The 23,461-nt window shown below is 41.6% G+C and carries 27 protein-coding genes and 1 other annotated feature; of the genes, 24 read left to right on the top strand and 3 right to left on the bottom strand.

Annotation, left to right across the window (positions count from 1 at the left end; all coding sequences use genetic code 11):
* Window positions 1–3 precede the first annotated feature (3 nt).
* The 12 genes from pilM (at window position 4) to minD (ending at window position 9,852) form a co-directional block, all read left to right on the top strand.
* A complete protein-coding gene (gene pilM / locus ACIQXN_RS00300) occupies window positions 4–1,002 on the top strand; it encodes a type IV pilus biogenesis protein PilM (protein WP_402960575.1) in 999 nt (332 codons plus the stop codon).
* 2 nt (window positions 1,003–1,004) lie between these two features.
* Window positions 1,005–1,640 (top strand): PilN domain-containing protein, encoded by a 636-nt coding sequence (locus tag ACIQXN_RS00295; protein ID WP_402960573.1) that lies wholly within the window; start codon window positions 1,005–1,007, stop codon window positions 1,638–1,640.
* Window positions 1,637–2,479, top strand: a complete 843-nt coding sequence (locus ACIQXN_RS00290) for a hypothetical protein (RefSeq protein ID WP_402960571.1) — start codon at window positions 1,637–1,639, stop codon at window positions 2,477–2,479. The genes ACIQXN_RS00295 and ACIQXN_RS00290 overlap by 4 nt, the downstream gene beginning before the upstream one ends.
* The gene (locus tag ACIQXN_RS00285; RefSeq protein ID WP_402960569.1) at window positions 2,460–2,942 is read left to right on the top strand and encodes a type II secretion system protein; all 483 of its coding nucleotides are present in this window, start codon (window positions 2,460–2,462) and stop codon (window positions 2,940–2,942) included. Before ACIQXN_RS00290 ends, ACIQXN_RS00285 begins: the two co-directional genes overlap by 20 nt.
* A 108-nt stretch (window positions 2,943–3,050) precedes the next feature.
* The gene (locus ACIQXN_RS00280; RefSeq protein WP_402960567.1) at window positions 3,051–4,034 is read left to right on the top strand and encodes a hypothetical protein; all 984 of its coding nucleotides are present in this window, start codon (window positions 3,051–3,053) and stop codon (window positions 4,032–4,034) included.
* Between the two features lie 205 nt (window positions 4,035–4,239).
* Complete coding sequence (locus ACIQXN_RS00275; RefSeq protein ID WP_402960564.1) at window positions 4,240–4,809, top strand: Maf family protein; 570 nt, start codon at window positions 4,240–4,242, stop codon at window positions 4,807–4,809.
* Window positions 4,810–4,867: 58 nt separating this feature from the next.
* Window positions 4,868–5,542, top strand: a complete 675-nt coding sequence (gene radC, locus ACIQXN_RS00270) for a RadC family protein (RefSeq protein ID WP_402961694.1) — start codon at window positions 4,868–4,870, stop codon at window positions 5,540–5,542.
* A gap of 148 nt (window positions 5,543–5,690) precedes the next feature.
* A complete protein-coding gene (locus ACIQXN_RS00265) occupies window positions 5,691–6,710 on the top strand; it encodes a rod shape-determining protein (protein ID WP_402960562.1) in 1,020 nt (339 codons plus the stop codon).
* Window positions 6,711–6,859: 149 nt separating this feature from the next.
* Entirely contained in the window at window positions 6,860–7,732 is an 873-nt protein-coding gene (mreC, locus tag ACIQXN_RS00260) for a rod shape-determining protein MreC (protein WP_402960560.1), read from the top strand.
* A complete protein-coding gene (mreD, locus tag ACIQXN_RS00255; protein WP_402960558.1) occupies window positions 7,729–8,247 on the top strand; it encodes a rod shape-determining protein MreD in 519 nt (172 codons plus the stop codon). Before mreC ends, mreD begins: the two co-directional genes overlap by 4 nt.
* 115 nt (window positions 8,248–8,362) lie before the next feature.
* On the top strand, window positions 8,363–9,046 hold the full coding sequence (gene minC, locus ACIQXN_RS00250; protein WP_402960556.1) for a septum site-determining protein MinC: 684 nt from the start codon (window positions 8,363–8,365) through the stop codon (window positions 9,044–9,046).
* 2 nt (window positions 9,047–9,048) lie between these two features.
* Window positions 9,049–9,852 (top strand): septum site-determining protein MinD, encoded by an 804-nt coding sequence (gene minD / locus ACIQXN_RS00245; RefSeq protein ID WP_402960554.1) that lies wholly within the window; start codon window positions 9,049–9,051, stop codon window positions 9,850–9,852.
* 122 nt (window positions 9,853–9,974) lie between these two features.
* On the opposite strand, the gene ACIQXN_RS00240 is transcribed toward minD, so the two are convergent.
* Entirely contained in the window at window positions 9,975–10,418 is a 444-nt protein-coding gene (locus ACIQXN_RS00240; RefSeq protein WP_402960552.1) for a S1 domain-containing RNA-binding protein, read from the bottom strand.
* Window positions 10,419–10,679: 261 nt separating this feature from the next.
* Here ACIQXN_RS00240 and ACIQXN_RS00235 point away from each other — a divergent pair, with 261 nt between their 5' ends.
* From ACIQXN_RS00235 to ACIQXN_RS00185, 11 genes are all read left to right on the top strand, one after another.
* A complete protein-coding gene (locus ACIQXN_RS00235; protein WP_402960550.1) occupies window positions 10,680–11,429 on the top strand; it encodes a peptidoglycan DD-metalloendopeptidase family protein in 750 nt (249 codons plus the stop codon).
* Window positions 11,422–12,288 carry a M50 family metallopeptidase gene (locus ACIQXN_RS00230; protein ID WP_402960548.1) on the top strand — a complete coding sequence of 289 codons (867 nt, stop codon included), beginning with the start codon at window positions 11,422–11,424 and terminating at the stop codon, window positions 12,286–12,288. The genes ACIQXN_RS00235 and ACIQXN_RS00230 overlap by 8 nt, the downstream gene beginning before the upstream one ends.
* 42 nt (window positions 12,289–12,330) lie before the next feature.
* Window positions 12,331–13,800, top strand: a complete 1,470-nt coding sequence (locus ACIQXN_RS00225; RefSeq protein ID WP_402961692.1) for an Rne/Rng family ribonuclease — start codon at window positions 12,331–12,333, stop codon at window positions 13,798–13,800.
* A 75-nt stretch (window positions 13,801–13,875) separates the two neighbouring features.
* Window positions 13,876–13,960, top strand: a sequence feature (ribosomal protein L21 leader region).
* Between the two features lie 13 nt (window positions 13,961–13,973).
* On the top strand, window positions 13,974–14,282 hold the full coding sequence (rplU, locus tag ACIQXN_RS00220; RefSeq protein ID WP_402960546.1) for a 50S ribosomal protein L21: 309 nt from the start codon (window positions 13,974–13,976) through the stop codon (window positions 14,280–14,282).
* 14 nt (window positions 14,283–14,296) lie between these two features.
* Window positions 14,297–14,629: a ribosomal-processing cysteine protease Prp gene (locus tag ACIQXN_RS00215; protein WP_402960544.1), complete on the top strand. Its 333-nt coding sequence runs from the start codon at window positions 14,297–14,299 to the stop codon at window positions 14,627–14,629.
* Window positions 14,630–14,641: 12 nt separating this feature from the next.
* Window positions 14,642–14,932: a 50S ribosomal protein L27 gene (gene rpmA / locus ACIQXN_RS00210; protein ID WP_402875777.1), complete on the top strand. Its 291-nt coding sequence runs from the start codon at window positions 14,642–14,644 to the stop codon at window positions 14,930–14,932.
* Window positions 14,933–15,474: 542 nt separating this feature from the next.
* On the top strand, window positions 15,475–16,014 hold the full coding sequence (locus tag ACIQXN_RS00205; RefSeq protein WP_402960542.1) for a Spo0B domain-containing protein: 540 nt from the start codon (window positions 15,475–15,477) through the stop codon (window positions 16,012–16,014).
* Between the two features lie 48 nt (window positions 16,015–16,062).
* Window positions 16,063–17,352 carry a GTPase ObgE gene (gene obgE, locus ACIQXN_RS00200; RefSeq protein WP_402960540.1) on the top strand — a complete coding sequence of 430 codons (1,290 nt, stop codon included), beginning with the start codon at window positions 16,063–16,065 and terminating at the stop codon, window positions 17,350–17,352.
* A gap of 45 nt (window positions 17,353–17,397) precedes the next feature.
* The gene (locus ACIQXN_RS00195) at window positions 17,398–17,847 is read left to right on the top strand and encodes an ACT domain-containing protein (protein WP_402960538.1); all 450 of its coding nucleotides are present in this window, start codon (window positions 17,398–17,400) and stop codon (window positions 17,845–17,847) included.
* Window positions 17,848–17,975: 128 nt separating this feature from the next.
* Window positions 17,976–18,851, top strand: coding sequence for a prephenate dehydratase (gene pheA, locus ACIQXN_RS00190; protein ID WP_402960536.1), 876 nt, complete (start codon window positions 17,976–17,978; stop codon window positions 18,849–18,851).
* Window positions 18,852–19,177: 326 nt separating this feature from the next.
* Window positions 19,178–20,011: a DUF6944 family repetitive protein gene (locus tag ACIQXN_RS00185; protein ID WP_402960534.1), complete on the top strand. Its 834-nt coding sequence runs from the start codon at window positions 19,178–19,180 to the stop codon at window positions 20,009–20,011.
* A gap of 43 nt (window positions 20,012–20,054) precedes the next feature.
* Here the strand turns inward: ACIQXN_RS00185 and ACIQXN_RS00180 are convergent, their stop codons facing one another.
* The gene (locus ACIQXN_RS00180) at window positions 20,055–20,588 is read right to left on the bottom strand and encodes a transcription repressor NadR (protein WP_402961690.1); all 534 of its coding nucleotides are present in this window, start codon (window positions 20,586–20,588) and stop codon (window positions 20,055–20,057) included.
* Window positions 20,589–20,745: 157 nt separating this feature from the next.
* On the bottom strand, window positions 20,746–21,591 hold the full coding sequence (gene ypfJ / locus ACIQXN_RS00175) for a KPN_02809 family neutral zinc metallopeptidase (RefSeq protein WP_402960532.1): 846 nt from the start codon (window positions 21,589–21,591) through the stop codon (window positions 20,746–20,748).
* Window positions 21,592–21,833: 242 nt separating this feature from the next.
* Here ypfJ and safA point away from each other — a divergent pair.
* Window positions 21,834–23,461, top strand: a 1,628-nt coding sequence (gene safA, locus ACIQXN_RS00170) for a SafA/ExsA family spore coat assembly protein (protein WP_402960530.1), incomplete at its 3' end; no start/stop codon positions are given.

Raw genomic sequence — 23,461 nt, 5'->3', positions numbered from 1 at the left:
TCTATGGCTTTCTCTTTTTTTAGCGGAAAAAATCGAATAGTGAACTTGATCTTCAAAGATTATGTAATCCGGTATGTAGAGCTAAAGCAAATGGATCCACCTATCGTACAAGCTTATGGTGAACGTTATCTGCCTCCTGGAATCATTAAAGAAGGGAAAATCCTTGATTTTGAAACGTTGCAGATGATTGTCGGGCAATGTGTGGAAGAATGGGGCCTTGCGAAAAAACAAGTGCGCTTTTTAGTGCCAGACCCATTTGTGGTGATTCGTAAAATGATGATTCCAGAAGAGGTCAAAGCTGATGAAATAGAGGGCTATCTATATTTAGAGCTTGGAACAAGCATTCATTTACCGTTCGAAGACCCGATTTTCGATACGGTAAACCTTAAGGAGAATCGGGAGAGTACGGAGATTCTTTTGTTTGCGGCTTCCGAAGAGCAAGTTTCACAATATAGCGATTTGCTAGAAAGCACTAAACTTGAGCCCTTGGCTGCCGACATTTCTTCACTCGCCATCTATCGATTATGGAATCTCACTAGAGACTTGGATTCTAATGAACAACTTATGTTACTCGAATTAGATGTACTTTCGGTGACGGCCACCATTTTTGTTGAAGATAAGCCCGTTTTCATGCGTCATATTTTGCTTCCAGATGAGGTTTCTGAATGGGAAGTCGATCATTCATCAAGAAATGGATTGGAAACATTAGCTTATCAAGGTGATAGACATGCTTATTTTCAAACGCTTGAGGATACTTATGTAGAGATTGATCGATTGCTGACTTTTTATAAATACAATTTGAATAGTGGTCGGGACTCGGTTTCCACAATCTTAGTGACCGGAGATCATCCATATTTAGAAGAAATTTGCGAAAAACTATCAGACCATTTGGACCTTCCTATCACTATCTTAAATGAGAGTGTGGAAATGGTAATGGATGATGCTCCTTTATTGCGTCGTTATCACTCTGCCGTTGGATTGGCCATTAAAGGGGTGCAATAATCATGCTTGTTGATATTAATTTACTCCCCAAGAAAGAAAAAAGAAATCCACATTTCTTCATTTATCTGATTCTCTTATTCTTGATTGCCATAGCAGTGGGAGTGTTGTTTTATTGGCAATATTCCTTGCAATCAGACCGGATTAAAAGCATGGATAAGCAGATATTGCAAGTGAGGGAAGCGACTGCTACCGTCGAACAAAATATGCTTAATACACAGAAGTCTGGAAATTCCGTTACCGAATTACATAGTGTCATTGACTGGGCCGATACGTTTCCCATCGATACGGTGTTTGTGTTAAATCAGTTGACTTTCCTGCTTCCAGAACGAGGTTTCTTTGATGCTTTTTCCTATAATGAGGATGGGTCCATCCAATTAACCGTCCAGTTCGATACTTCAAGGCAAGCCGCTTATTATTTGAGTGAATTGACTAAGTCTAAACTGATTGGTTCCGCCGATTTGGTATCAGTGAGCACTGAGGAAATGGATAAAGATATAGAAAACACTTTAGAAGAGACAGATGCCTTTCTTCCGCGTTATCTGGCGGTGTATACGATTATTCTCGACAAATCTGCCGTTAAAGAGGCTATAAAAGACGATGAGGAACAAGGCGTGGAAAAGGGTGGTGCGTCTGAATGATGAGGTTTTTCAATAAAAAACAACTATTTCTATTAGGTGGCACACTTTTTGTCTTTGCCTTGATCTTTATTCTACTATACTTTTATTTATTAGATCCGGTTAAAAAAGAACTGGCCTCCAAGAGATCCGAATTGAAAAATGAGGAACGAATCTTAGAGATGGTCCAGACAAAAGCTGGTACAGGAACGAGTGTTGATTTTGAATCGACGACAGAACTGCAAAAAAGACTGCCTGTGCAACCCTTAACCGATCAGTTTGTGTTGAACCTGGAAAAAGCAGAAGTCGTGTCCAATAGCTTTATTGTCGATATGGCATTTGCCGATGGAGAAACTCCGGTTGAGCCTGAACCAACTGAGGCATCAGAATCGGAAGAACCTGCGTCCACAGATGAGGGATCCCAACGTCCAGAAACTACGGATCAAGCTTCTGAAGATGAAGGAGAAGCAACGGATTCAAAAGAAACAACGACTGAAGCTCAGGATCAAACTGTAACTGAGGCACCGGGAACACTGCCCAATAGTTTGAAGAAGCTTTCAGCTACAATGAATGTAAGATCTTCTTCTTATGATGAGATGTTGGAATTTATCCGATCCATTCAAGCAACAAATCGAATCTTTACGATAGATAGCTTAACCTTCGAGGGAGCTGAGGAAGTCAGGTCCCGGGACCAAAGTCAAGAACCTTTAGAGTATGGTCTGACTGTGTCTGCCTATTATTATCCTTCATTAACTGATTTACAGGAACAGACTCCAACTGTCGTTACGCCGAAGCCTAGTGAAAAGAAAAATCCATTCAGCAGCAATGAAAGAGACGATGCGGATGCGGATACTGGTAATTAGGATGAGGACACAATTCTGTCGGAATGTAGCTAATGATAAGGGCATGACATTGATGGAAGTCTTGGCGGTGATTGTCATCTTAGGAATACTCGCTGCCGTGGCGGTACCTATTTATCTCAATGTCATGCAAAATTCAAGGACTAATGCCTTCGTTTCAAATGGGTATGCTTTTAGGGATGCTTCGAATTTTTATTTGAAAGATAAGGTCATGCGTGGAGAAATTGTGACGGAAATCCGCTATCAAGAGCTGGTGGAAGCAGGATTTCTCGATGAGGTAGTAGATCCGGATACGAGAGAGTACTGGGATCCCTCCAATAATGAATCCTATGTGACTGCCAGTGGTAACAAGGTTGTGGGACTATGCCTTTACGGGGATGAACGTAAACTTTGTGGTGGTAAAGGAGAAGATGAGGAGCCGATTCCTTTCGAAGATTTATCACCGGATTTAGTAATGGACAAATGAAAAGAGAAAAATGACGAAACCTATTAATGACAAGACGACAAAAGTCTTGTTATTTTTTTTTGCTCCTATGATAGGATGAGAAAAATGAAATGGAGGGGAGGAAGAAAAGTGAGCAAGTCTGAAAAGCGTAAAGGGGTAAAAATCAAGATAAATGGCGAAGAAAAAATATTTTACGGTGAAAATAAGCGGGAGGATGTAGAAGAAATCCCAGAGGCTGCAAGTGAGGAACAGCCTGATGATAGTTTCGAGTGGGTTCTGCCGGAGGATTCAGTAGAAAACAAGGTTGTATTGGTTCCTACACCGCCTAAGAAGAAAATGCCAAAGCTTATCGGCTTTGGGACAAGTACGGTCAAGCGGCCCAATAATAGATCCGTAAAGACGTTCGTGATTTCTGTTTTTTGTGCGATTTTATTTGGATCGGTACTAGGCTTGATTGCCGTAAAGACGATTACGAAGGAAAAGGCTGCTGACGCTCCTGTTGAAACAGGCATCACGACGACGGCAACTCCAGAGGAAAAAAAGAACGTAGGGGGAGCTAAGGAAAAGGGAACGGAATTGAAAACATTTCTTGTTCAAGGTGGAATGTTCAGTAGCGAGGATGCAGCGAAAAAAATCCAAGGAAAAATCATGGAAAAACAGGTACCAGCTGAAGTATTCAAACTGGAGGATAGCTATTATTTATTTTTAGGTTCAGCTGAGAACTTAATATCAAGTAAAGAACTTGCCTTGTTTTTAAAAACCTATGATGTAGATGTCTTTTGGAAGGAAATTGATCTTAAAGCGACAGGAATAAGCACAGAAGAAGAGAAAACACTCGAAACCATGAAGGGTGTCTATTCTTCCTTATCAGAAATTTCGGCAGCGGAACTTCGGGGCAAGGAAACGACAGGGAAGCCGGAAACATTGAAAAAAGATATGGACAAGCTAAAGGCTGAGAAACTATCCTCAGAGCTTTCCCAAATGAATGGCCATTTAACGGCTGCAGCTATGCTGATTAATGAGTATAAGGAGTCCAAAAAGGAGGAACAGCTATTAGAAGCCCAAGGAAAATTGTTAAAGTTTCTAAAGGGTTTTCAAAGTATGGATAGTTAAGTAAAAGGCCTAGGAAGGGGAAGCTATTTCACAGAAAAAGTTCCCCTTTAAGAGAAAACTATCTTACCTTTAAGACGTTTTTTTATTTTCCGGGAAATATAGAGGGAATCTTTGTCGATTCATGGTAAACAATAATTGTAGATTTCTAAATAATTTGATAGGATGAAAGGGTATCTCTCCTAGTAAAGAAAGGTGAATTTTTATCATGCAATCATTAATATTAGCTTCCTCATCACCACGTCGTAAAGAACTCCTACAATTCCTACAAATCCCCTTCGAGAGTATGAATTCCCATGTTGATGAAAATATTGAGGAAAACATGCAGGCAGAGGACGCAGTACAAGAACTAGCTGTAAGGAAAGCGGAAGCCATTGCATCAAAATATCCGGAAAGTTGGGTAATCGGTTCCGATACGGTTGTTGTACTTGAAGGAGAAATCCTTGGCAAGCCAGCTAATCATGCTGATGGAAAAAGAATGCTCGAAATGTTATCGGGTAACACACACGAAGTATATACGGGTGTGGCCATTATTTATGGGGAGCATCGCCGTATATTCGCTGTAAAAACGGAAGTGACTTTTTGGGAGTTATCAGAATCGGATATCGAACGTTATCTCGACAGCGGGGAACCGTTTGATAAAGCGGGAAGCTATGGGATCCAAGGGCTAGGTTCGCTTCTCGTTAAACAAATCAATGGGGACTATTTCTCGGTAGTCGGTCTACCTATTTCAAGGTTAGCAAGAGAATTGAAGAAGATGGAATCTGAGTTGACGTAAGGTTTCCGACTGATTCTCTCCCTTTTATTCAGGAAGGGTGGATGCTTTGAGTGAGAATATGTTAATCAGGGATTATCCGAAAGAAGAGCGGCCGCGCGAAAGATTCTTGCAGGACGGTCCGCAGAGCCTCTCGAATCAAGAGTTGCTTGCACTTTTGTTAAGGACTGGATCTAAAGAGGAATCCGTGCTCCAGCTCTCTAATCGGCTTATAAAGGCTTTTGAGGGATTACGGCTTTTAAAAGAAGCTTCCGTAGAGGAAATGACGGAAATCAAGGGAATTGGGGAAGCCAAGGCGATTCAAATCCTAGCATCGGTGGAACTTGGTCGGCGCATTCACAAATTAAATGATCAGGACCGCTATGTCATCCGTTCACCGGAAGACGGCGCCAATTATTGCATGGAAGAAATGCGATTTTTGTCGCAGGAACACTTTGTTTGTCTTTATCTTAATACGAAAAATCAAGTCCTTCATAAGCGAACTGTCTTCATCGGTAGCCTCAATGCTTCAATTGTGCATCCACGCGAAGTTTTTAAAGAAGCCTTCCGTAGGTCGGCAGCCTCTATCATTTGTCTTCATAACCACCCCTCCGGAGATCCTTCTCCCAGCAGAGAAGATATTGAAGTAACGAAAAGATTAGTAGAATGTGGTAAGATAATGGGGATTGAAGTATTGGATCATATCATCATCGGAGAGCATAAATATGTGAGTTTAAAGGAAAAAGGTTATTTATGACACTATCCAAATTTTTGACGATACGATATAATGTTGTTTATGATTTTTAAAAGAGGGAACTTTTTTCAAAAACCTATTGTCAAAAAACGACAAATTATAATTTGAACTTATAAAAAGGCATTTTTGTTTACGAAAGGGAGATACCGTAATGTTTGGAATTGGTGCAAGAGATATTGGAATTGATCTAGGAACAGCGAATACGCTGGTTTATGTAAAAGGGAAAGGCATTGCTGTCCGTGAACCATCGGTTGTTGCCGTGCAAACAGATACAAAGCAAATCGTCGCAGTCGGAAAAGATGCGAAAAACATGATCGGTCGTACACCAGGAAATGTGGTTGCGCTTCGCCCGATGAAAGATGGAGTAATTGCTGATTATGAAACTACTGCAACAATGATGAAGTATTATATGAAAGAAGCTCAGAAAAAAGGCGTATTCGGCAACAAGCCATATGTCATGATTTGTGTACCTTCTGGAATTACCGCTGTTGAACAGCGTGCAGTGATCGATGCAGCAAGACAAGCTGGTGCCCGTGATGCGTACCCGATTGAAGAACCTTTTGCAGCTGCTATCGGAGCAGACCTTCCTGTTTGGGAACCTACAGGCAGCATGGTTGTTGATATTGGAGGGGGGACTACTGAAGTGGCCATCATTTCTCTTGGTGGTATCGTAACAAGCCAGTCAATCCGCATTGCTGGTGATGAGATGGATGACGCAATTATTGTTTACATCCGTAAAAACTACAACTTGATGATCGGTGAACGTACAGCGGAAGCAATTAAAATGGAAATCGGTTCTGCAGGTGATACAGAAGGAATTGAAAACATGGAAATCCGCGGTCGTGACTTATTGACGGGTCTTCCGAAAACGATTGAAATTACAGCTGAGGAAATTTCAAAAGCCCTGCGAGATACAGTTTCAGCCATCGTGGATTCCGTGAAAAACACGTTGGAAAAAACTCCCCCAGAACTTGCGGCTGACATCATGGATAGAGGGATTGTATTAACAGGAGGCGGTGCTTTACTGCGTAACTTGGATAAAGTGATCAGTGAAGAAACACAAATGCCTGTAATCATTGCTGAAAATCCACTTGATTGCGTAGCCATCGGAACGGGAAAAGCATTGGACCATATTCATCTGTTCAAGACGAAATCAAGAGATTCTCGCTAAACGGTACTTAATAAAGGGCCGGCTCAACAAAAGATCGCATATTTGAGCCGGCTTTTCTATTTTTAAAACTGTCTACATGTGTAATGTTAAGACGGTGGATATCATACTTAATTTTAATAGAGTAAATGAAAATAGAGGTGCAAATCATCATGCCACAGTTTTTCAATAAAAAGCTCTTACTCTTGCTCGTTAGTATTATCGTTCTCGTGGCATTGATCGGTTTTTCATTAAGAGAGAGAGAAGAGTTAACTTGGCCCGAAAAATTTCTGAAGGATACAACCGGTTGGGTTGGAAATGTGTTTAATAAACCTGTATCGGGTATTACAGATTTTGTAGGGAATTTAAAGGAACTTCAAGATACATACGATGAAAATAAAAAGTTAAAAGCTCGTCTGGATGAATACGTCTTATTGAAGACACAGGTTCAAGATTTGAAAGAAGAAAATGAAGACCTTCGTGACAATCTTGAAAAAGAAGATGACTTGCGAAAGTACTCGCCAGTTCAAGCAACGGTCATTGGACGTAATCCGGACCGCTGGCATGAAATGCTAACGATTAATAAAGGTGAGCGTAACGGAGTAGAAAAGAATATGGCTGTCATCACGGCCAATGGATTGATTGGTAAGGTAAAAGCCACGACGGAATTCACTTCTTCGGTTCAGCTCTTAAGTTCGATTGATAAAGCGAACCGCGTCTCAGCTATCGTCCAGGGCAATGACAAAGCATACGGTTTGATCGAAGGGTTCGATGATGAGAAGAACCTTTTATTGATGAAGCGGATTCCTTATGATAAAAAAATCAAGAAGAATTCAAGTGTCATCACATCCGGTTTGGGTGGAATCTTTCCTAAAGGTCTGCCAATCGGAAAAGTTGTCGATGTGAAAGTGGATCAATATGGATTGAACCAAACCGCTTATATTGAACCATATACGGATTTCTATGATATCAGTAATGTCATGGTGGTTAAACGTGAAGTGGATGGAGCGGGAGCAGAAAGTGAAGGGGAGGATGAAGCTGAGTGAAACATTTCATCCTTTCTTTCGTAGCCTTGCTTTTCTTTGTTTTTGAAAGTATCTTTGCGCAGCTTTTCGCGGGTGATATGTTTGGTAGTAATAACATCCTCGTTCCCCGTTTCATGATCGTTTTCATCTTTTACCTAACCATGTACGGATCTAGAAGAATGGGGATGCTATATGGAGCGATTCTTGGGTTAACCTATGATGTCGTTTATACAGAAGTTTTAGGAATTTATATGTTCCTTCTTCCTTTTCTTGCCTATCTGATTTCAAAATGTATGAAGATCCTGCAAAATAATATTCTTATTACCTGTTTGATGGCATTGGTGTTTACGGCAGTTGTAGAGGGTGTTTCTTATCAAATGAATCACATTCTTACTTTTGCGGATATGCCATTTGGGGAATTTATGGAACGGCGATTTGTCCCAACGATTATATTGAATCTAGTATTTATTATTATCAGTTGCTACCCGTTAAAGAGACTTATTGAAAAGTTTGATTTGCAGGGTGAAATGGAATAACGTTCACTGGACTGTTAAGTAGGTCTAAAATGTATTTTCTCTTATACATGTAAGGAGAAAAAGGGAATTTGTTTTCCTATGTCGAATTATATTTCATTGAGGTGAAACAAACGTCATGAATAAAAGAATTCAGCAAAATGTTATGATTAAGGGGACAAAGGACGGGTTTATGCTTCATCTCGATGATTCTTGCTCATTTTCCGAATTATTGAAAGAGTTAGAAGTGAAGCTTTCGGCAAACTATCAGTTTCAAGAGAACGACCCGTCCATTTCCGTTAAAGTACATACCGGGAACCGCTATCTAGATGCAGACCAGCAAGAAAAAATCAAAGAAGTGATTCATAAAAAGAAGAAACTTATCGTTGATGAGATGATTTCGAATGTCATATCAAGGGAAGATGCAAAACAATGGAAAGATGAAAATCAAGTGACAACCTTGACCAAGGTCATAAGATCTGGACAGGTTTTTGAAGTTCCCGGCGATTTGCTACTCATTGGAGATGTCAATCCTGATGGTACCGTTCGAGCCGGTGGGAATATTTATGTCATGGGACAGCTAAGAGGGATCGCTCACGCTGGTTATATGGGAAACAAGAAAGCCATAATTGCTGCGTCAGTCATGAAACCAGCACAATTACGAATTGCAGGAAAAGTGAATCTATCTCCTGACCAATATACGAAATTTGGACATGATTTGGAATGTGCCTTCATGGACGATGAAGAAAATATCATAATTGATAAACTGCAAGTTTTAAAGAAATATAGACCTAATTTAAATAGATTAGAAGGGGGTCTCTAATCGTGGGAGAGGCAATAGTTATAACATCTGGTAAGGGTGGTGTCGGTAAAACAACCACCTCTGCCAATCTAGGAACATCGTTAGCTCTTCTAGGTAAAAAGGTTTGCTTGATCGATACGGATATTGGACTTCGCAATTTAGATGTGATTATGGGATTGGAAAATCGCATCATCTATGATTTGGTCGATGTTGTTGAAGGACGTTGTAAAATTCATCAAGCACTGATTAAGGATAAACATTTCGAAGATTTGCTTTATTTGCTTCCGGCTCCACAAAACAGTGATAAAACAGTAGTGAACGAAGAACAGATGAGGAAACTTATCAGTGATATGAAACCGGACTACGACTATGTCGTTATCGATTGTCCTGCAGGTATTGAGCAGGGATTTAGGAATGCTATAGCAGGTGCCGACAGAGCCATTATCGTGACGACTGCTGAAAGACCGGCTGTCCGCGATGCAGACCGTATCATCGGTCTGCTTGAAAAGGAAGAACATATTGCTCCTCCTCAATTGATCATCAACAGAATCCGTGGACACCTTCTACATGAAGATGAAGAAATGGATATTGATGGAGTGACCAATTTCCTTAAAATTGATCTGATCGGTGTGATACCTGATGATGACCAGGTCATTGTGGCTGCCAATAGAAAGGAACCGATAGCTTACAATCCGGACAACAGGGTCTCGATTGCCTATCGTAACATTGCGCGCCGGATTCTGGGTGAATCTGTGCCGTTGACGCCAATTGGAGGCGAACAAAAAGGTTTCATGTCCAAATTGAAAAAGTTCTTTAGTGTGCGTTAAAGTAGTGAGCGAGGGCATTCTGTGCCCCCGCTTTTTATTTTTCGAAAAGGACATAAAAAAGGTAAGCCTTCTTAAAAAGGCTTACCTTATCTATTGTACTAAAGTATTAAAAATGTAACAGGTTATCCGCGTCTTCCGCCTCTACCGCCACGTTTTGATTCTGTACTACGTTTGAGCGTAGATAAGTTCTCTTCGCTAGTCTTTAAAAAACGGACCATTTTATCTTCAAAGTTTTCCTTAGGTTGAAAATTGCCTTTAGAACGAAAATCTTTATTACGATTATCGCCTTGGCGTGGTGGGCGTTTGGTATAAGAAGAGGTTTGTCCTTCGGGTCTATCTATAGCTTTTTTGATGGACAAGGCAGTTTTTCCGTCTTTCTCGCTGATCACTTTTACCTCAATTTGGTCGCCTACTTTAAGATGGTCATTAACGTCTTTTACATAGCTGTCCGCTACCTCACTGATATGCACAAGACCTGTTGAGCCTCCTGGTAATTCTACGAATGCTCCAAAATTAGTGATACCTGTTACTTTACCTTGTACTTTGCTGCCTATTTCGATTGACATATTAAAATTGTTCCCCCTCAATAATGTTAAAACAACTTCATTATAACAAATAAAGCATGGGAATATCAATTGCATTTTTCACCTCATTTATTATTAAAAGCCATTGCGAATCAAAACTTTTGAAATAGGCTCATTTTTCCATCGCAAATTTGTTTTTAAAAATGCAAAGAGAAAGAAATCGTATTCTTCGTCATAGATTGGACAGGTTGCTCATACGCTTTAATATGAGCGCTTTGATATGAGCAGGGGGTAGATTTTTAAATGGATGATCGCAGGAAAGATATCCGCAATCGTATCGCCAAGAGACGAAAGGTGAATGATAGCCCGGTGGTTAACAGTACTTGGACGGAGATGGATAAGGAGAACCCGTACGAAATCGAATCTTATGACGGGTATTCAGACAAAGATCATCCGCTTTTTAAGAAGGAATATTTCTTTTTCAAAATCCTCGTCAGTATTTGCCTATTCCTGGTGGTTGCCGTGATGTTTAAGCACCCTTCCGTTCGATTGGATTCTGCCAGGACCTTTGTCACGGAAAATATGAATCAAGAGTTTCAATTTGCCTCGGTTTCCAGCTGGTATGAAAATACATTTGGTAAACCCATCGCTTTTTTACCGACTGAATCGAATACGGAAACGGTTGATTCCGGGGAAGGATATGCAATGCCTGTGTCGGGGGAAATTACCCAAACCTTTGAGTCGAATGGGGAGGGCATCATCATGGAGACGAGCATAGGCTCTAAAGTCGAATCCATTAATGAGGGGGTAGTCATCTTTGCAGGTGAGAAAGAAGGGATTGGAAAGACTGTGGTCATACAGCATGCTAATAAAAGTGAATCATGGTATGGCCAGTTGGAAACAATCGATGTGAAGCTCTATGATTTGGTGAAGAAAGGGAAAGAACTAGGACAGGTCACCGTAAGTGAGGATGGTTCAAAGGGTCGGTTTTATCTAGCGATTAAAGAAAATGATGCATTCGTAGATCCTAAAAAGGTGATTTCCTTTGACTGAGTATGCGAACTTACTGTCAAAAATCAAGATTCACCCTACGCTGTGGTTTGTCATTGGGATTGCAATCCTTACGGCACACTTTATTGAAGTGATGATGCTTTTACTCATCGTCTTTATCCATGAGATGGGACACGCTACATGCGCACAGTATTTTAAATGGAGGATTAAGTCTATCCAGCTCCTACCTTTTGGTGGGGCTGTTGAGACCGAGGAGTATGGGAATAAAAGCCTGAAGGAAGATCTTGCGGTTGTGCTTGCTGGTCCACTCCAACATATATGGCTTATCGGAGCGGCTTTTCTGCTCCATTTCTTTTCTTTTATTTCTTCTGACCTGTATCAATCATTTATATATATGAATCTTATGTTGTTGTTCTTCAATTTACTGCCAATCTGGCCATTGGATGGGGGGAGGCTTCTTTTCATTGGCGTTTCCCTATACTGCACCTTTCTTAATGCGCAGAAATATACGTTGTATTTTTCTGCTGCTTTCGCAGTATTGGCGTTTTTGACATGGGTCATTCTTGAACCGCTTAACCTGAATATTTGGCTGATCATCTTTTTTATCAGTCTCTCGCTAATCATGGAGTGGCGACAGCGATATTTTGCATTTATGCGCTTTCTCCTGCAACGCCATTATGGGAACACGAATGATTTGGCAAAATTAAAGCCGATCATGGTGGATTCGCAAGAACCGATTTATAAAGTGCTGGAAATGTTTCAACGTGGCTGTAAACATCCCGTCATCATCATGAAAAATGGGAGGGAGAGTGGCTCATTGGATGAAACGGAAATTCTTCATGCCTATTTTTCTGAGAAAATGACCCATGGGGAAATTGGTGACCTGTTATATTCTTATTAAATATGATATCCTTTCTTCAAATTGAGGAGAGGATTTTTTTTGATGAAAAAAATGATCGTGAACCTATCTTCACGCGAAAAAAGAATGGCAGTCCTGGAGAATGAAGTCTTACGGAAAATCGAAATCATGCCACCTCATCAGCGCAGTATAGTAGGTAATGTTTATCTTGGTAAAGTGACTAAGGTGTTGCCAGGGATGGATGCTGTTTTTATCGATTATGGTGCCGAAAAGAATGGGTTTCTGCATCGGGATGAAATTCCGGCATACCAACTGTCAAAGCGGGATGGGGAATCACCTATCAATCATTATATTCGACAGGGTGAAAAGCTGCTCGTACAGGTGAGCCGTGATGAAACAGGTACAAAAGGGGCGAAGTTAACGGGATTGATCGAGTTTTCCACGGATTCCCTCGTTTACATACATGGAATAGATTATGTAGGTGTTTCGAAGAAATTTAAAAATGAGAGATTGCAAAAGCATTGGAGAGAAAAAGCTTTAGAATATAAGCATGAGGATGAGGGGCTCATTGTCCGTACCTCGATGGAGAATGAAAGTGAGCCGGTATTTCTGGACACGCTGAATTCGATGAGACAGCTTTATAAAGACATGGAAAGGAAGGCTGCCACTTTAAAGGCTCCAGCCCTCCTCTATGAGAAAGATACATTCCTTGAGATGCTTATCACTGAAATGGACACAACAACGTCAGGACAGCTCTTTATTGATGATTTTGAGGCATACCAAGAGTTGAGAAAGTCAATCCAAGCGAGCGGCAAGGATTGGGATCTTTCCTATGAGTCGGGACCGAAGAACATTTTTTCTGAACGGAATCTGGATAACCAAGTTGAAAAAGCCTTGAAAAAGGTGGTATGGCTTGATAATGGAAGCTATTTGATTTTTGAAGAAACGGAAGCCTTCACGGTTATCGATGTCAATTCAGGGAAGTTTACGGGCAAAGTGGAGAAAGAGGCCACGCTATTTGCGGTAAATGCAGCTGCAGCTAAAGAAGTAGCCCGTCAGCTGAGACTTAGAAATATTAGCGGTATAATCCTAATCGATTTTATTAATATGGAGAAAGCGGAACATAAGCTTGAAATCATCAATCTTGTCAAAAAGGAAGCGGCGAGAGATGAGATGCGCGTCAAGGTCGTTGGTTTTACTGAATTAGGCATCCTACAGGTAACAAGAAAGCGGACATCTCCAGCACTTAGTGAAACGATGCTGGTTCCTTGCCCAATCTGTAATGGCAATGGTAAAATAGAGAGTGCCGAAACAGTGGCCTTTCGCTTGGAGCGTGAGTTGTTCGAACACCGTAAAACCGATGATGAGGCCGTTTGGGTGGAGCTTAGCCGATCTGTGGCTGAAGTGCTGTTGGGTGAAAAGGAATCGTACAGATCGACTTTGGAAGAGTTGATAGCCAAAAAGTTATTTATCTCTTATGTCCCAGGTCCGATAAATACGTATTCCATCAGACGCTTCGGTAGTTGTGAGGAAATCGAACGGTCTGTAAAGTGATGGACAAGAAATCTAACAAATATATTGACAGCTATTCCGGTTTCATGATAGGATTTTACTGTTATGTTTGTAGCACCCGTGCTACAACCGCTCAACAACAGGTTATAAGTTTTTTGTCTTCTGGACAAAACGCCTGTGATTGGCGAGTCTGAGACATTCAAGGAGGTGCAAGTATGTACGCAATTATCGAAACTGGCGGAAAACAAATTAAAGTAGCAGCTGGCGAAGCGGTTTACATTGAAAAATTAAACGCTGAAGCAGGCGAAACTGTTACATTTGACAAAGTTTTATTCGTAGGTGGCGAAGACGTGAAAGTCGGTGCTCCACTAGTGGAAGGCGCTACTGTAACAGGTACTGTTGAGAAACAAGGGAAGCAAAAGAAAATCACTGTCTTCAAATACAAAGCGAAGAAAAACAATCGTAGAAAACAAGGTCATCGTCAACCATACACTAAAGTTGTTATCGAAACAATCAACGCGTAAGGGCTGATATCAAGATGATTAAAGTTATCCTTGATGCTCCGCAAGAACGATTCACTTCGTTCACATTAAGCGGACATGCTGATTTTGCTAAAAAAGGTTCCGATATTGTCTGCGCAGGCGTATCGGCCGTGTCCTTCGGGACCGTCAATGCAATTATGTCCTTAACGGATATAGAGCCTGAGATTGAGCAGGGGAAAGACGGTGGTTATCTTCGCTGCGTCATTCCGGGGAATCTTTCACCGGAGTCCGAAGAGAAGGTGCAACTGCTCTTGAACGCTATGCTCATATCGTTGCAGACCATCGAACGTGATTATGGTAAATATATGAAAATTATCCTCAACCAGTAGGAGGTGGAACAAATGTTAAGATTAGATCTTCAGTTCTTCGCTTCGAAAAAAGGAGTAGGTTCTACAAAGAATGGACGTGACTCAATCTCTAAGCGTTTAGGCGCTAAACGTGCAGATGGTCAATTCGTTTCTGGTGGTTCTATCCTTTACCGTCAACGTGGAACAAAAATCTATCCAGGTGAGAACGTAGGCCGTGGTGGAGACGATACTCTATTCGCTAAAATTGACGGTGTTGTTAAGTTCGAACGTTTCGGACGTGACCGTAAAAAAGTAAGCGTATATCCAGTTGCACAAGAAGCATAATTGGCATCTTTGAACAGAGGCTGACTCAAAAGGGTCTGATTCCTTCTATGAGACACTATATATCGCGTCATTATTAATAATGGTTTGCTATATATAGTGCGGAAGGGGTCCGGCCCTTTATTTATACTATAAGTTTGATAAATAACCAGCGTTTGCAGGAGACTTTAGTCAGTTAGTATGGAAAACAACCTCTGATTCACAAAAGGCTCGCCAGTTTGGCGGGCTTTCTTATACTTTATGGGATAAAAAGCTACTTTAACTATCATATCTTTGAGTTAATCCAAATAGACTGTTCCGTTCAACTATTATATCTCCAATTGTTGCATGAATAAGCCCATTCTCTTTGCAAGTTCAAACGGCTCTACCATCGTCCAAAGAACTCAGGGTGTGTGGCTGTGTTTTTTGGACGGGGGCTTTCATATGAAGGCATGTGAATCGAGCTTCATTTCCTGTTTGTTTGTTTTTTGATATACTGTACAAATGGAAGTATTCAACATGATAGAGCATAAAACGTTTCTTTATCATAATTGAAGGTGTTAATGATGGATAAAAATTGGACGACTATTGAAACGCTTCGGCAAACAAGGCATGATTGGCTGAATAGAATTCAAATCATAAAAGGGAATTTGGAGTTGAATCGAATTGATCGCGTCAAAGGCTTTATTGATGAGATCATCATTGAGACCCAAAATGAAGCAAGGCTCTCTAGTTTGAATTTGCCAAAGTTCAGCGAGTTGCTGTTGACGTCGAACTGGAGTAATTCAACATTTCATAGTGAATTTGAAATTATCGATGTTTTTGCGGGCTCAACTGAGTTGGACGAGTTGATGTCTCGTTGGACGTACGATTACTTTAAAGTTTTAGAAAAGAATCTGGATCCTTTTGGAGAAAATGTACTGGCTATCTCCATGTGTAAAAAAGAGATAAGCGATATGCGTTGTTCTTTCCATTTGCAGGGCCGATTCAATGACCAATCCGCAGTGGTCGAATTTTTACAGAAATCTTTAACGGCGGAACAATCAATTGAAATGCGTCTTTGTAATGAGGATGAATTATTCTTTAAGATGGATATTAAGTTTTAGAGAAGTATACAGCAAGAAATGACTTGCAGAAAACAAGGAAGTGATAGCATGTTTGTCGATCAAACGAAAGTCTATATAAAAGGCGGAGATGGTGGTAACGGAATCGTTGCTTATCGTCGTGAGAAGTTCATACCAAAAGGCGGACCTGCCGGCGGAGACGGTGGCAATGGAGCGAACGTCGTATTTGAAGTGGAAGAAGGTTTGCGGACGTTGATGGATTTCCGTTACCAACGTCACTTCAAAGCCCCTCGTGGTGAACATGGCATGTCCAAAAACATGCATGGTGCAGCTGCGAAAGATATGGTCGTTAAAGTACCACCTGGTACAGTTGTCATTGATGAAAAAACGAAGGAAGTCATTGCTGACTTAGTTGAACACGGACAACGTGCCATTATCGCTAAAGGTGGCCGTGGTGGCCGTGGGAATTCCCGTTTTGCAACACCGGCCAATCCGGCTCCGGAAATTGCTGAAAATGGTGAACCAGGACAAGAACGCGATATAATCATGGAACTGAAATTATTAGCAGATGTAGGCTTAGTAGGATTCCCGAGTGTTGGTAAATCCACTTTGCTTTCTGTCGTATCAGCAGCTCGACCAAAAATTGCTGAATATCATTTCACGACGATCGTGCCGAATCTTGGAATGGTTGAAACGGAAGATCACCGCAGTTTCGTCATGGCCGATTTGCCAGGACTAATTGAGGGAGCATCTGAAGGAGTGGGACTTGGACACCAATTCTTACGTCATATTGAAAGAACAAGAGTCATCGTTCATGTGATTGATATGTCTGGTCTTGAAGGCAGAGATCCGTATGAAGACTACCTGACAATCAATAAAGAGCTTGAAGAGTACAATCTTCGTTTGACTGAACGCCCGCAAATCATCGTAGCCAGTAAAATGGATATGCCTGATTCGGCAGATAATTTAGTGGCATTCAAAGAAAAGCTTGAAGAGGATTTCCCGGTCTTCCCGGTTTCCGCTGTTACACGTGAAGGAATTCGTGAACTTCTTTATGCAATTGCTGATAAAATCGAACAAACGCCTGAATTCCCGCTTGATCATGAAGAAGAGAATACAGGGGTTCACCGTGTGCTTTATAAACATACAGCACTTTCAGATGAATTTGAAATTGAACGTGAATCGGATGGTAGCTTTGCTGTTAAAGGCTTCAAGATTGAACGTCTATTCAAAATGACGGACTTCACTCGTGAAGAATCCATCAAGCGTTTCGCAAGACAACTTCGCTCATTCGGAGTCGATGAAGGACTTCGTCAAAAAGGTGCGAAACACGGAGATATCGTTCGTATCCTTGAATATGAGTTTGAATTTATTGATTGATAAATAGTAAAGACCATGGTGGTAGGCAAAAGGAGCGTGCGGACTTTGAATAAGGCCGATCAGAAATTCTTCCTCGTTCGAGAGGATGTCCTTCCCGAAGCAATGAAAAAAACGCTGGATGCTAAAGAAATGATTGAACGGGGAAAAGCAGAATCTGTCTGGGAAGCGGTACAAAAAGTGGATCTGAGCAGAAGTGCCTTTTACAAATATCGGGACACGGTTTTTCCGTTCCATACGATTGTCAAAGAGAAGCTGATTACCTTGTTCTTTTACCTCGAAGACCGTTCTGGGACCCTATCGGAGCTCTTACGACTGGTCGCCTCATCTGGCTGCAACATCATGACGATTCATCAAACGATTCCCTTGCAAGGTCGTGCCAATGTCACTCTTTCGCTCAATACGAGCGGGATGACATTGGATATTGAGGACCTTTTAACAAGATTGCGTAAAATGGAATTCGTCGAAAGAGTCGAAATCCTTGGGAATGGCGCGTGAAAAACAGCCTGTACAGTTTAATTGTACAGGCTGTTTTTTTATGTGGACTACTGAAGATTAACTATTGTAATAAATCTGAAAATGGCATAACATAAACAGTAGATTTTCCGTGAAAAGAGGATGATAATATGACATCAAAAATAGCATTTCTTGGACCAAAAGCAACGTTCACGGATTTAGCTGTTTCTCGACTGTTTCCCCACCATAGTAAATTCCCCATGAATACCATACCAGACAGTCTCGATGCTGTCCGTGACGGGGAAGTGAATCATGCGCTGGTCCCAATCGAGAATGCACTGGAAGGTTCGGTAAATATAACCATGGATTACTTGGTCCATGAAGTGACGCTTCCAATCAAAGGGGAAATCACGATTCCCATCCAGCAGCATTACATGGTGCACCCTAATCAGGCTTACCCTGACTTTAAACCGGACATGGTCTATTCCCACTCGCATGCTATCGCCCAATGCCGTAAATTTTTACATAAAGATTTAAGTGGCATTTCGTTTGAATATGTTACATCGACGGCAGCAGCCGCCAAGAAGGTGATGGAGAATCCGGATGCCAAGATTGCTGCCATCGCCAATGAAACGGCAGCGGAGGAGTATGGCTTGACGATTCTCAACCGGAATATCCATGACTATGAACATAACCATACTAAATTCATCGTCGTCTCTAACGATGATATCGACTTCAGTGGACATCTGGCTAACGAAGGAATCAGTAAAACGACACTGATGATCCAGTTGCCAGCCGATCATTCAGGACAACTCCATCAAGTTCTTTCTGCCTTCTCATGGAGGAAACTGAACCTTTCCAAAATAGAATCTCGACCGATGAAAACGGGATTAGGAAATTATTTTTTCATTATCGATATCGAAATGGCACTTGATGAAGTACTCATTCCGGGAGCCATTTCCGAACTTGAGGCCCTAGGATGCACGGTTTCAGTAATGGGAAGTTACCCATGCTTTACGGTCCAAAATGGAGTGGCGCATCGATAAGAACAGATGTAGACAGAAGGAAACACAGTTAAATGGTCTTTAAAGTACATTCCAAAAAAATCTCCTTGGATAAAAGGTCCAAGGAGATTTTTTTAGGAGGCCTTGAATCTTAGAAAAATAGGGAGTGACTCATTGTTCTGCCTTTTTTAAAGAACGTAAAGCTATTAAGCCCATATAATAGGATTTAATAGGGTTAATTATGAAGTGGGTTGGGAGAAATACATACCAAGAGGTAAACCAGATTTATCGTTACAATATCCTCTTACAGAATTTAGATGTAAAAGACTGAAAAAGATGAAAGAGGGGATGGGAGATGTGCGGTAAAGATGAGTAATGAGTTCAAAGAAACGTTCGGATCTTGGCTGCAAGCCATCGGAACGGTTTTATCGGCCATCGCCAATACACCATCCCTCGTATCGGATTATGACTCAGCAAATAACTTGGATATAGTGGGAAACACGCTCCAGGGAACAGGCAATGCTTTAATTGCCGATGGAGAGGAAGCATTTACACTAGATCAAATTGGAAGCGCAGTTCAGGCCGTCGGAAATTCGACGGTCATTACTGGATTGATTGGTACTTTTTCTGATGACACGAACGATTTGTTGATTATAGACGGAAATTTCATTCAGGCTTTAGGTGGTGGCGTATCTGCGGCGGATATCACCGAAAACTCACCAGCAGAAGGGCTGAATATAGTTGGAAATCTATTGCAGCTAATCGGTAATTCATTACAGGCGCTATCAGGGATTATTGAACTGAAAAGAGAAGATACGGATCCAAGCCTAGAAAGCCAAGGAAATGGGAGTCAAGGGAATGGAAATTCAGGGAACGGAAACAAAGGAAACGGGAATCAAGGGTACGGAAAACAAGGGAACGGAAACAAAGGAAACGGGAATCAAGGGTACGGATCACAAGGATATGGGGGTTCAGGGTACGGAATGCAAGGGTATGGGAATTTAGGATATGGGAGCCAAGGATACGGGTCACAAGGGAATGGGAACCAAGACGACGATGGTGGTGGATTAGATCCGCAAACGATACAGACGTTAGGAAGTTGGATTCAAGCGATAGGGGCCGTCCTCACCCTGATTGCTCAGTTAATAAGTAATGAAGAGGGGGAGAGTGGAGATGAAGGCGGAAACGAGAGCGAATCATAAAAAAATGTACCCTTCAAAAGCGATTGCTTCGAAGGGTATTTTTCTAGTTAACTAAAATTCCGGCCTTATTCAATGCTTCTTCTGCTTCATCGAGAAGGTCTTCTGAAGCGGCGCTAATGGTATGAAGATGAATGCCGCTCGTCAGTTCTGATAGTAAAGTGGCCTTTGTTTCAGTGACTTTTGAAAGGAATGACTCCACTTCCTTCCGATTGCTGACCATGATGGAGGCCGTTATGTCGCCGTATATGGGATGCTCTACTTTAACGTCTTTGACCGTTATACCGATGTCGACAAGGAGAAATAATTCTTCTTGGGCCCGAGTGGGATCGTGTTGGCAAGCAACGGTCCGTTCCGGATTTTGTCTAGTTTCGGTTTGCAAGTATATATACCCCTGGCTAGTGGCGATAATCGGCTCATTCCTTGCTTTTAGAAGGGTGATGTCACCGACGATGACCTGACGGCTGACATTTGTTATCTGGGAGAGTTCGCTACCGGTAATAGGCTGTGAACTTGTTTGCAGGATATGTAAGAGTTTCGTCCTTCTTTCTTCACCTAATAATTTCTTTTTTTGCATGATTCTCACCTCGTTATGTACAAATAGTTTAACATAAAATCAAGGATACGATCGAATGAAACCTAATCATATAGCGAGTGAAGGAGTTAAATGTTTCGTAAAGGTTAATGGAGTCGCAAAAAAGAGAGGGGTGTAAAGAATCCCCCTCTTTCCTGTGAAATTAAAGATTGCTTGCATTAAATGTCTTGCCCCCGTTCATATCTCCGGATTGGAATCCTTTATTAAACCAGCGCTTTCGCTGCTCGGAAGTACCATGCGTAAAGCTGTCCGGAACAACATACCCTTGAGATTTCTTTTGTATGGTATCATCACCAACTCCGCTGGCTGCATTCAGGGCTTCTTCAAGATCACCTTCCTCAAGCAGGTTCTCCCCTTGGGCGTGATGGGCCCATACCCCTGCTAAATAATCCGCTTGAAGTTCTAGCCGGACGGAATATTTATTATATTCGTTTTTGCTGACTTTCGATCGATCTGGCATTTCCTTTTGAGTCGTACCTAAAAGGGTCTGAACATGATGACCCACTTCATGGGCAATGACATAAGCCATCGCAAAATCACCGGGTGCCTGGAATTCATCTCGTAGCTCCTGATAGAAGCTTAAATCAATATAAAGTTTCATATCACCAGGGCAATAAAAGGGTCCTACTGAAGATCCTGCCGTCCCGCAGGCTGAATCAACGCTACCTGTATATAAAACTAGGGTAGGCTCTTTATATTCCAATCCTTGCTTACGAAACTCTTGTGACCATACCCGCTCCGTATCTCCGAGGACGACGGAAACAAATTCTGCGAGCTCTTTCTCTTGGTCGGTTTCCTCATAAGTTCCATTGTTATTCGTATCATTGGAGCCTAAGCTATTCAGAAGATCATTCGGATTGCCACCTAGAAACATCACAATCAAAACGACGACGATGCCAAAGCCGCCACCAATACCGGCGATGCTCTTACCACCCATTCCTCTTCTATCCTCAACGTTCGAACTTTTTTGTCTTCCTTTCCATTTCATGAGAATGACCTCCTATATTGCTGGTTTTTATGTAAGTTAGACACCTTTAGGGCATTTTATAAAACTTATACCCGAAGTTGTTGCGGTTTAGACAAGCGAGTTGTTTTTAAGTATTGTTTAAACAGTTGGCTTCCATTCATAAATAGGTCTCTTCATGCATAAGTTTTCATGATAAATAATAATAGCAATTTACCCACTACATCATAGTATATATGGACATATGCACAGGAGGGGTTATCAGCGTGAAAATTCATATAGTCCAAAAAGGCGATACGCTTTGGAAGCTCGCAAAAAAATATGGCGTCAGTTATGAACAACTGAAAAAATCAAATTCTCAGTTAAGTAATCCGGATATGATGATGCCAGGAATGAAAATCAATATACCTGGAAATACATCTGGAATGATAAAAAAAGAAATGGGTTCACCTCAAGTGAACTATCAATCAAAGGAAACTCAGATTCAACCGATGCAAATGAAAGAACAGCAAATTAAGCAACAACCCGTGATCAAAGAACAGCAAAAGTATCAACCACCAGTAAAGGAAAAACAAATAGTCCAACAGCCAGTGATTAAAGAATATCAACAACCTAAACCTATAATAAAAGAATATCAACAGCCAGTTATTAAGGAAAAGGAAATCGTTGTCCAGAAAGAGGTTCAAGTACCTACACCAGTTATTCCAGAAATAGATATCAATAATTATTATATGGTCAATATGACAAACATGAGCGTGCAGAAACCACCTACGCCACCAGCTCCACCGAAAAAAGTGGAACCGGTCGTAGAGAAAAAGGTGGAGAAACCGGTAAAGAAAAAAGCGAAAAAGAAGCCGGTTGTCCAGGAAATATGTGAACCGATGGATGATTGTATTCCTATCACACCAATCATGCCTGGAAGCGGTTTTTGTATCGATCCACCACCTTGGGCGCATATGCCGGTGCAGGGAATCCAAGGTGTAAATGATTATCAGGGAACTTATCAAGGTGTCCAAGGAATGCAAGGATATCAAATGATGGAAGAGAGTTCAGACGTATGGGGAGAATCTTCTGATATGTATATGATGAACCAAAATAACATTCAAGGAGCCGGCAATAATCAGGCTGGACAGCAATATTATCCATACCAAGCTTCAGCTCCAGTCCCTCACCATATGTATGGCGGACCATCCCAACAAGTTGCGGGATCTTTCATGAAACATGAAGAGTCATCTTCTGAATCATCATCATCATCAGAAGACCAGAAGTTCCAAGTTTATCCTCAGCAGTCGTATAACATGCCCATCATGCAAGCGGAAGAGGATTGTGGCTGCAACAAGGGTGTGCTAGGAACATATGGGCCGGAGAAGGGAGTCAAAGGTAAATACTCTGCTGCTGACGAAATACAAAGTCAAGCACATCATCATCCTGATTATCATCAATTTCATAAAGGCAGACCTCAACAGCAATACTCTGGAGCCTTTGCAGAAGCAAGTTTCCAAAGCCTAATGGGTGAGGGCCAGCAACAACCAATCCAATATGAAGAAGAATCCTTGGATGAAATCCAAGTTCAAGATTTTCAATTAGGGCAATTACCAGGAGGCATGATGGGCAATCAGCCAGGCAACCAAATGGGAGGCATGATGGGCAATCAGCCAGGCAACCAAATGGGAGGCATGATGGGTAACCAACCAGGCAACCAAATGGGAAATATGATGGGCAATCAGCCAGGCAACCAAATGGGAAATATGATGGGCAATCAGCCGGGCAACCAAATGGGAGGCATGATGGGCAATCAGCCAGGCAACCAAATGGGAAATATGATGGGCAATCAGCCAGGCAACCAAATGGGAAATATGATGGGCAATCAGCCGGGCAACCAAATGGGAGGCAT

The organism is Peribacillus sp. NPDC097295 (assembly GCF_044761665.1).
Classification (GTDB): Bacteria; Bacillota; Bacilli; order Bacillales; family DSM-1321; genus Peribacillus.
This window is presented reverse-complemented; position numbering and strand designations above follow the sequence as displayed.

Bases quoted from the DNA above. Each gene is read 5' to 3' on its own strand.
- ACIQXN_RS00275 (WP_402960564.1), top strand. From the start codon at position 4,240: ATGCAATCATTAATATTAGCTTCCTCATCACCACGTCGTAAAGAACTC.
- pheA (WP_402960536.1), top strand. From the start codon at position 17,976: ATGACATCAAAAATAGCATTTCTTGGACCAAAAGCAACGTTCACGGAT.
- obgE (WP_402960540.1), top strand. From the start codon at position 16,063: ATGTTTGTCGATCAAACGAAAGTCTATATAAAAGGCGGAGATGGTGGT.
- minC (WP_402960556.1), top strand. From the start codon at position 8,363: ATGAATAAAAGAATTCAGCAAAATGTTATGATTAAGGGGACAAAGGAC.
- ypfJ (WP_402960532.1), bottom strand. From the start codon at position 21,591: ATGAAATGGAAAGGAAGACAAAAAAGTTCGAACGTTGAGGATAGAAGA.
- pilM (WP_402960575.1), top strand. From the start codon at position 4: ATGGCTTTCTCTTTTTTTAGCGGAAAAAATCGAATAGTGAACTTGATC.
- ACIQXN_RS00205 (WP_402960542.1), top strand. From the start codon at position 15,475: ATGGATAAAAATTGGACGACTATTGAAACGCTTCGGCAAACAAGGCAT.
- mreC (WP_402960560.1), top strand. From the start codon at position 6,860: ATGCCACAGTTTTTCAATAAAAAGCTCTTACTCTTGCTCGTTAGTATT.
- ACIQXN_RS00185 (WP_402960534.1), top strand. From the start codon at position 19,178: ATGAGTAATGAGTTCAAAGAAACGTTCGGATCTTGGCTGCAAGCCATC.
- ACIQXN_RS00290 (WP_402960571.1), top strand. From the start codon at position 1,637: ATGATGAGGTTTTTCAATAAAAAACAACTATTTCTATTAGGTGGCACA.
- rplU (WP_402960546.1), top strand. From the start codon at position 13,974: ATGTACGCAATTATCGAAACTGGCGGAAAACAAATTAAAGTAGCAGCT.
- ACIQXN_RS00225 (WP_402961692.1), top strand. From the start codon at position 12,331: ATGAAAAAAATGATCGTGAACCTATCTTCACGCGAAAAAAGAATGGCA.
- rpmA (WP_402875777.1), top strand. From the start codon at position 14,642: ATGTTAAGATTAGATCTTCAGTTCTTCGCTTCGAAAAAAGGAGTAGGT.
- ACIQXN_RS00240 (WP_402960552.1), bottom strand. From the start codon at position 10,418: ATGTCAATCGAAATAGGCAGCAAAGTACAAGGTAAAGTAACAGGTATC.
- ACIQXN_RS00235 (WP_402960550.1), top strand. From the start codon at position 10,680: ATGGATGATCGCAGGAAAGATATCCGCAATCGTATCGCCAAGAGACGA.
- ACIQXN_RS00265 (WP_402960562.1), top strand. From the start codon at position 5,691: ATGTTTGGAATTGGTGCAAGAGATATTGGAATTGATCTAGGAACAGCG.
- ACIQXN_RS00215 (WP_402960544.1), top strand. From the start codon at position 14,297: ATGATTAAAGTTATCCTTGATGCTCCGCAAGAACGATTCACTTCGTTC.
- ACIQXN_RS00295 (WP_402960573.1), top strand. From the start codon at position 1,005: ATGCTTGTTGATATTAATTTACTCCCCAAGAAAGAAAAAAGAAATCCA.
- radC (WP_402961694.1), top strand. From the start codon at position 4,868: ATGTTAATCAGGGATTATCCGAAAGAAGAGCGGCCGCGCGAAAGATTC.
- ACIQXN_RS00285 (WP_402960569.1), top strand. From the start codon at position 2,460: ATGCGGATACTGGTAATTAGGATGAGGACACAATTCTGTCGGAATGTA.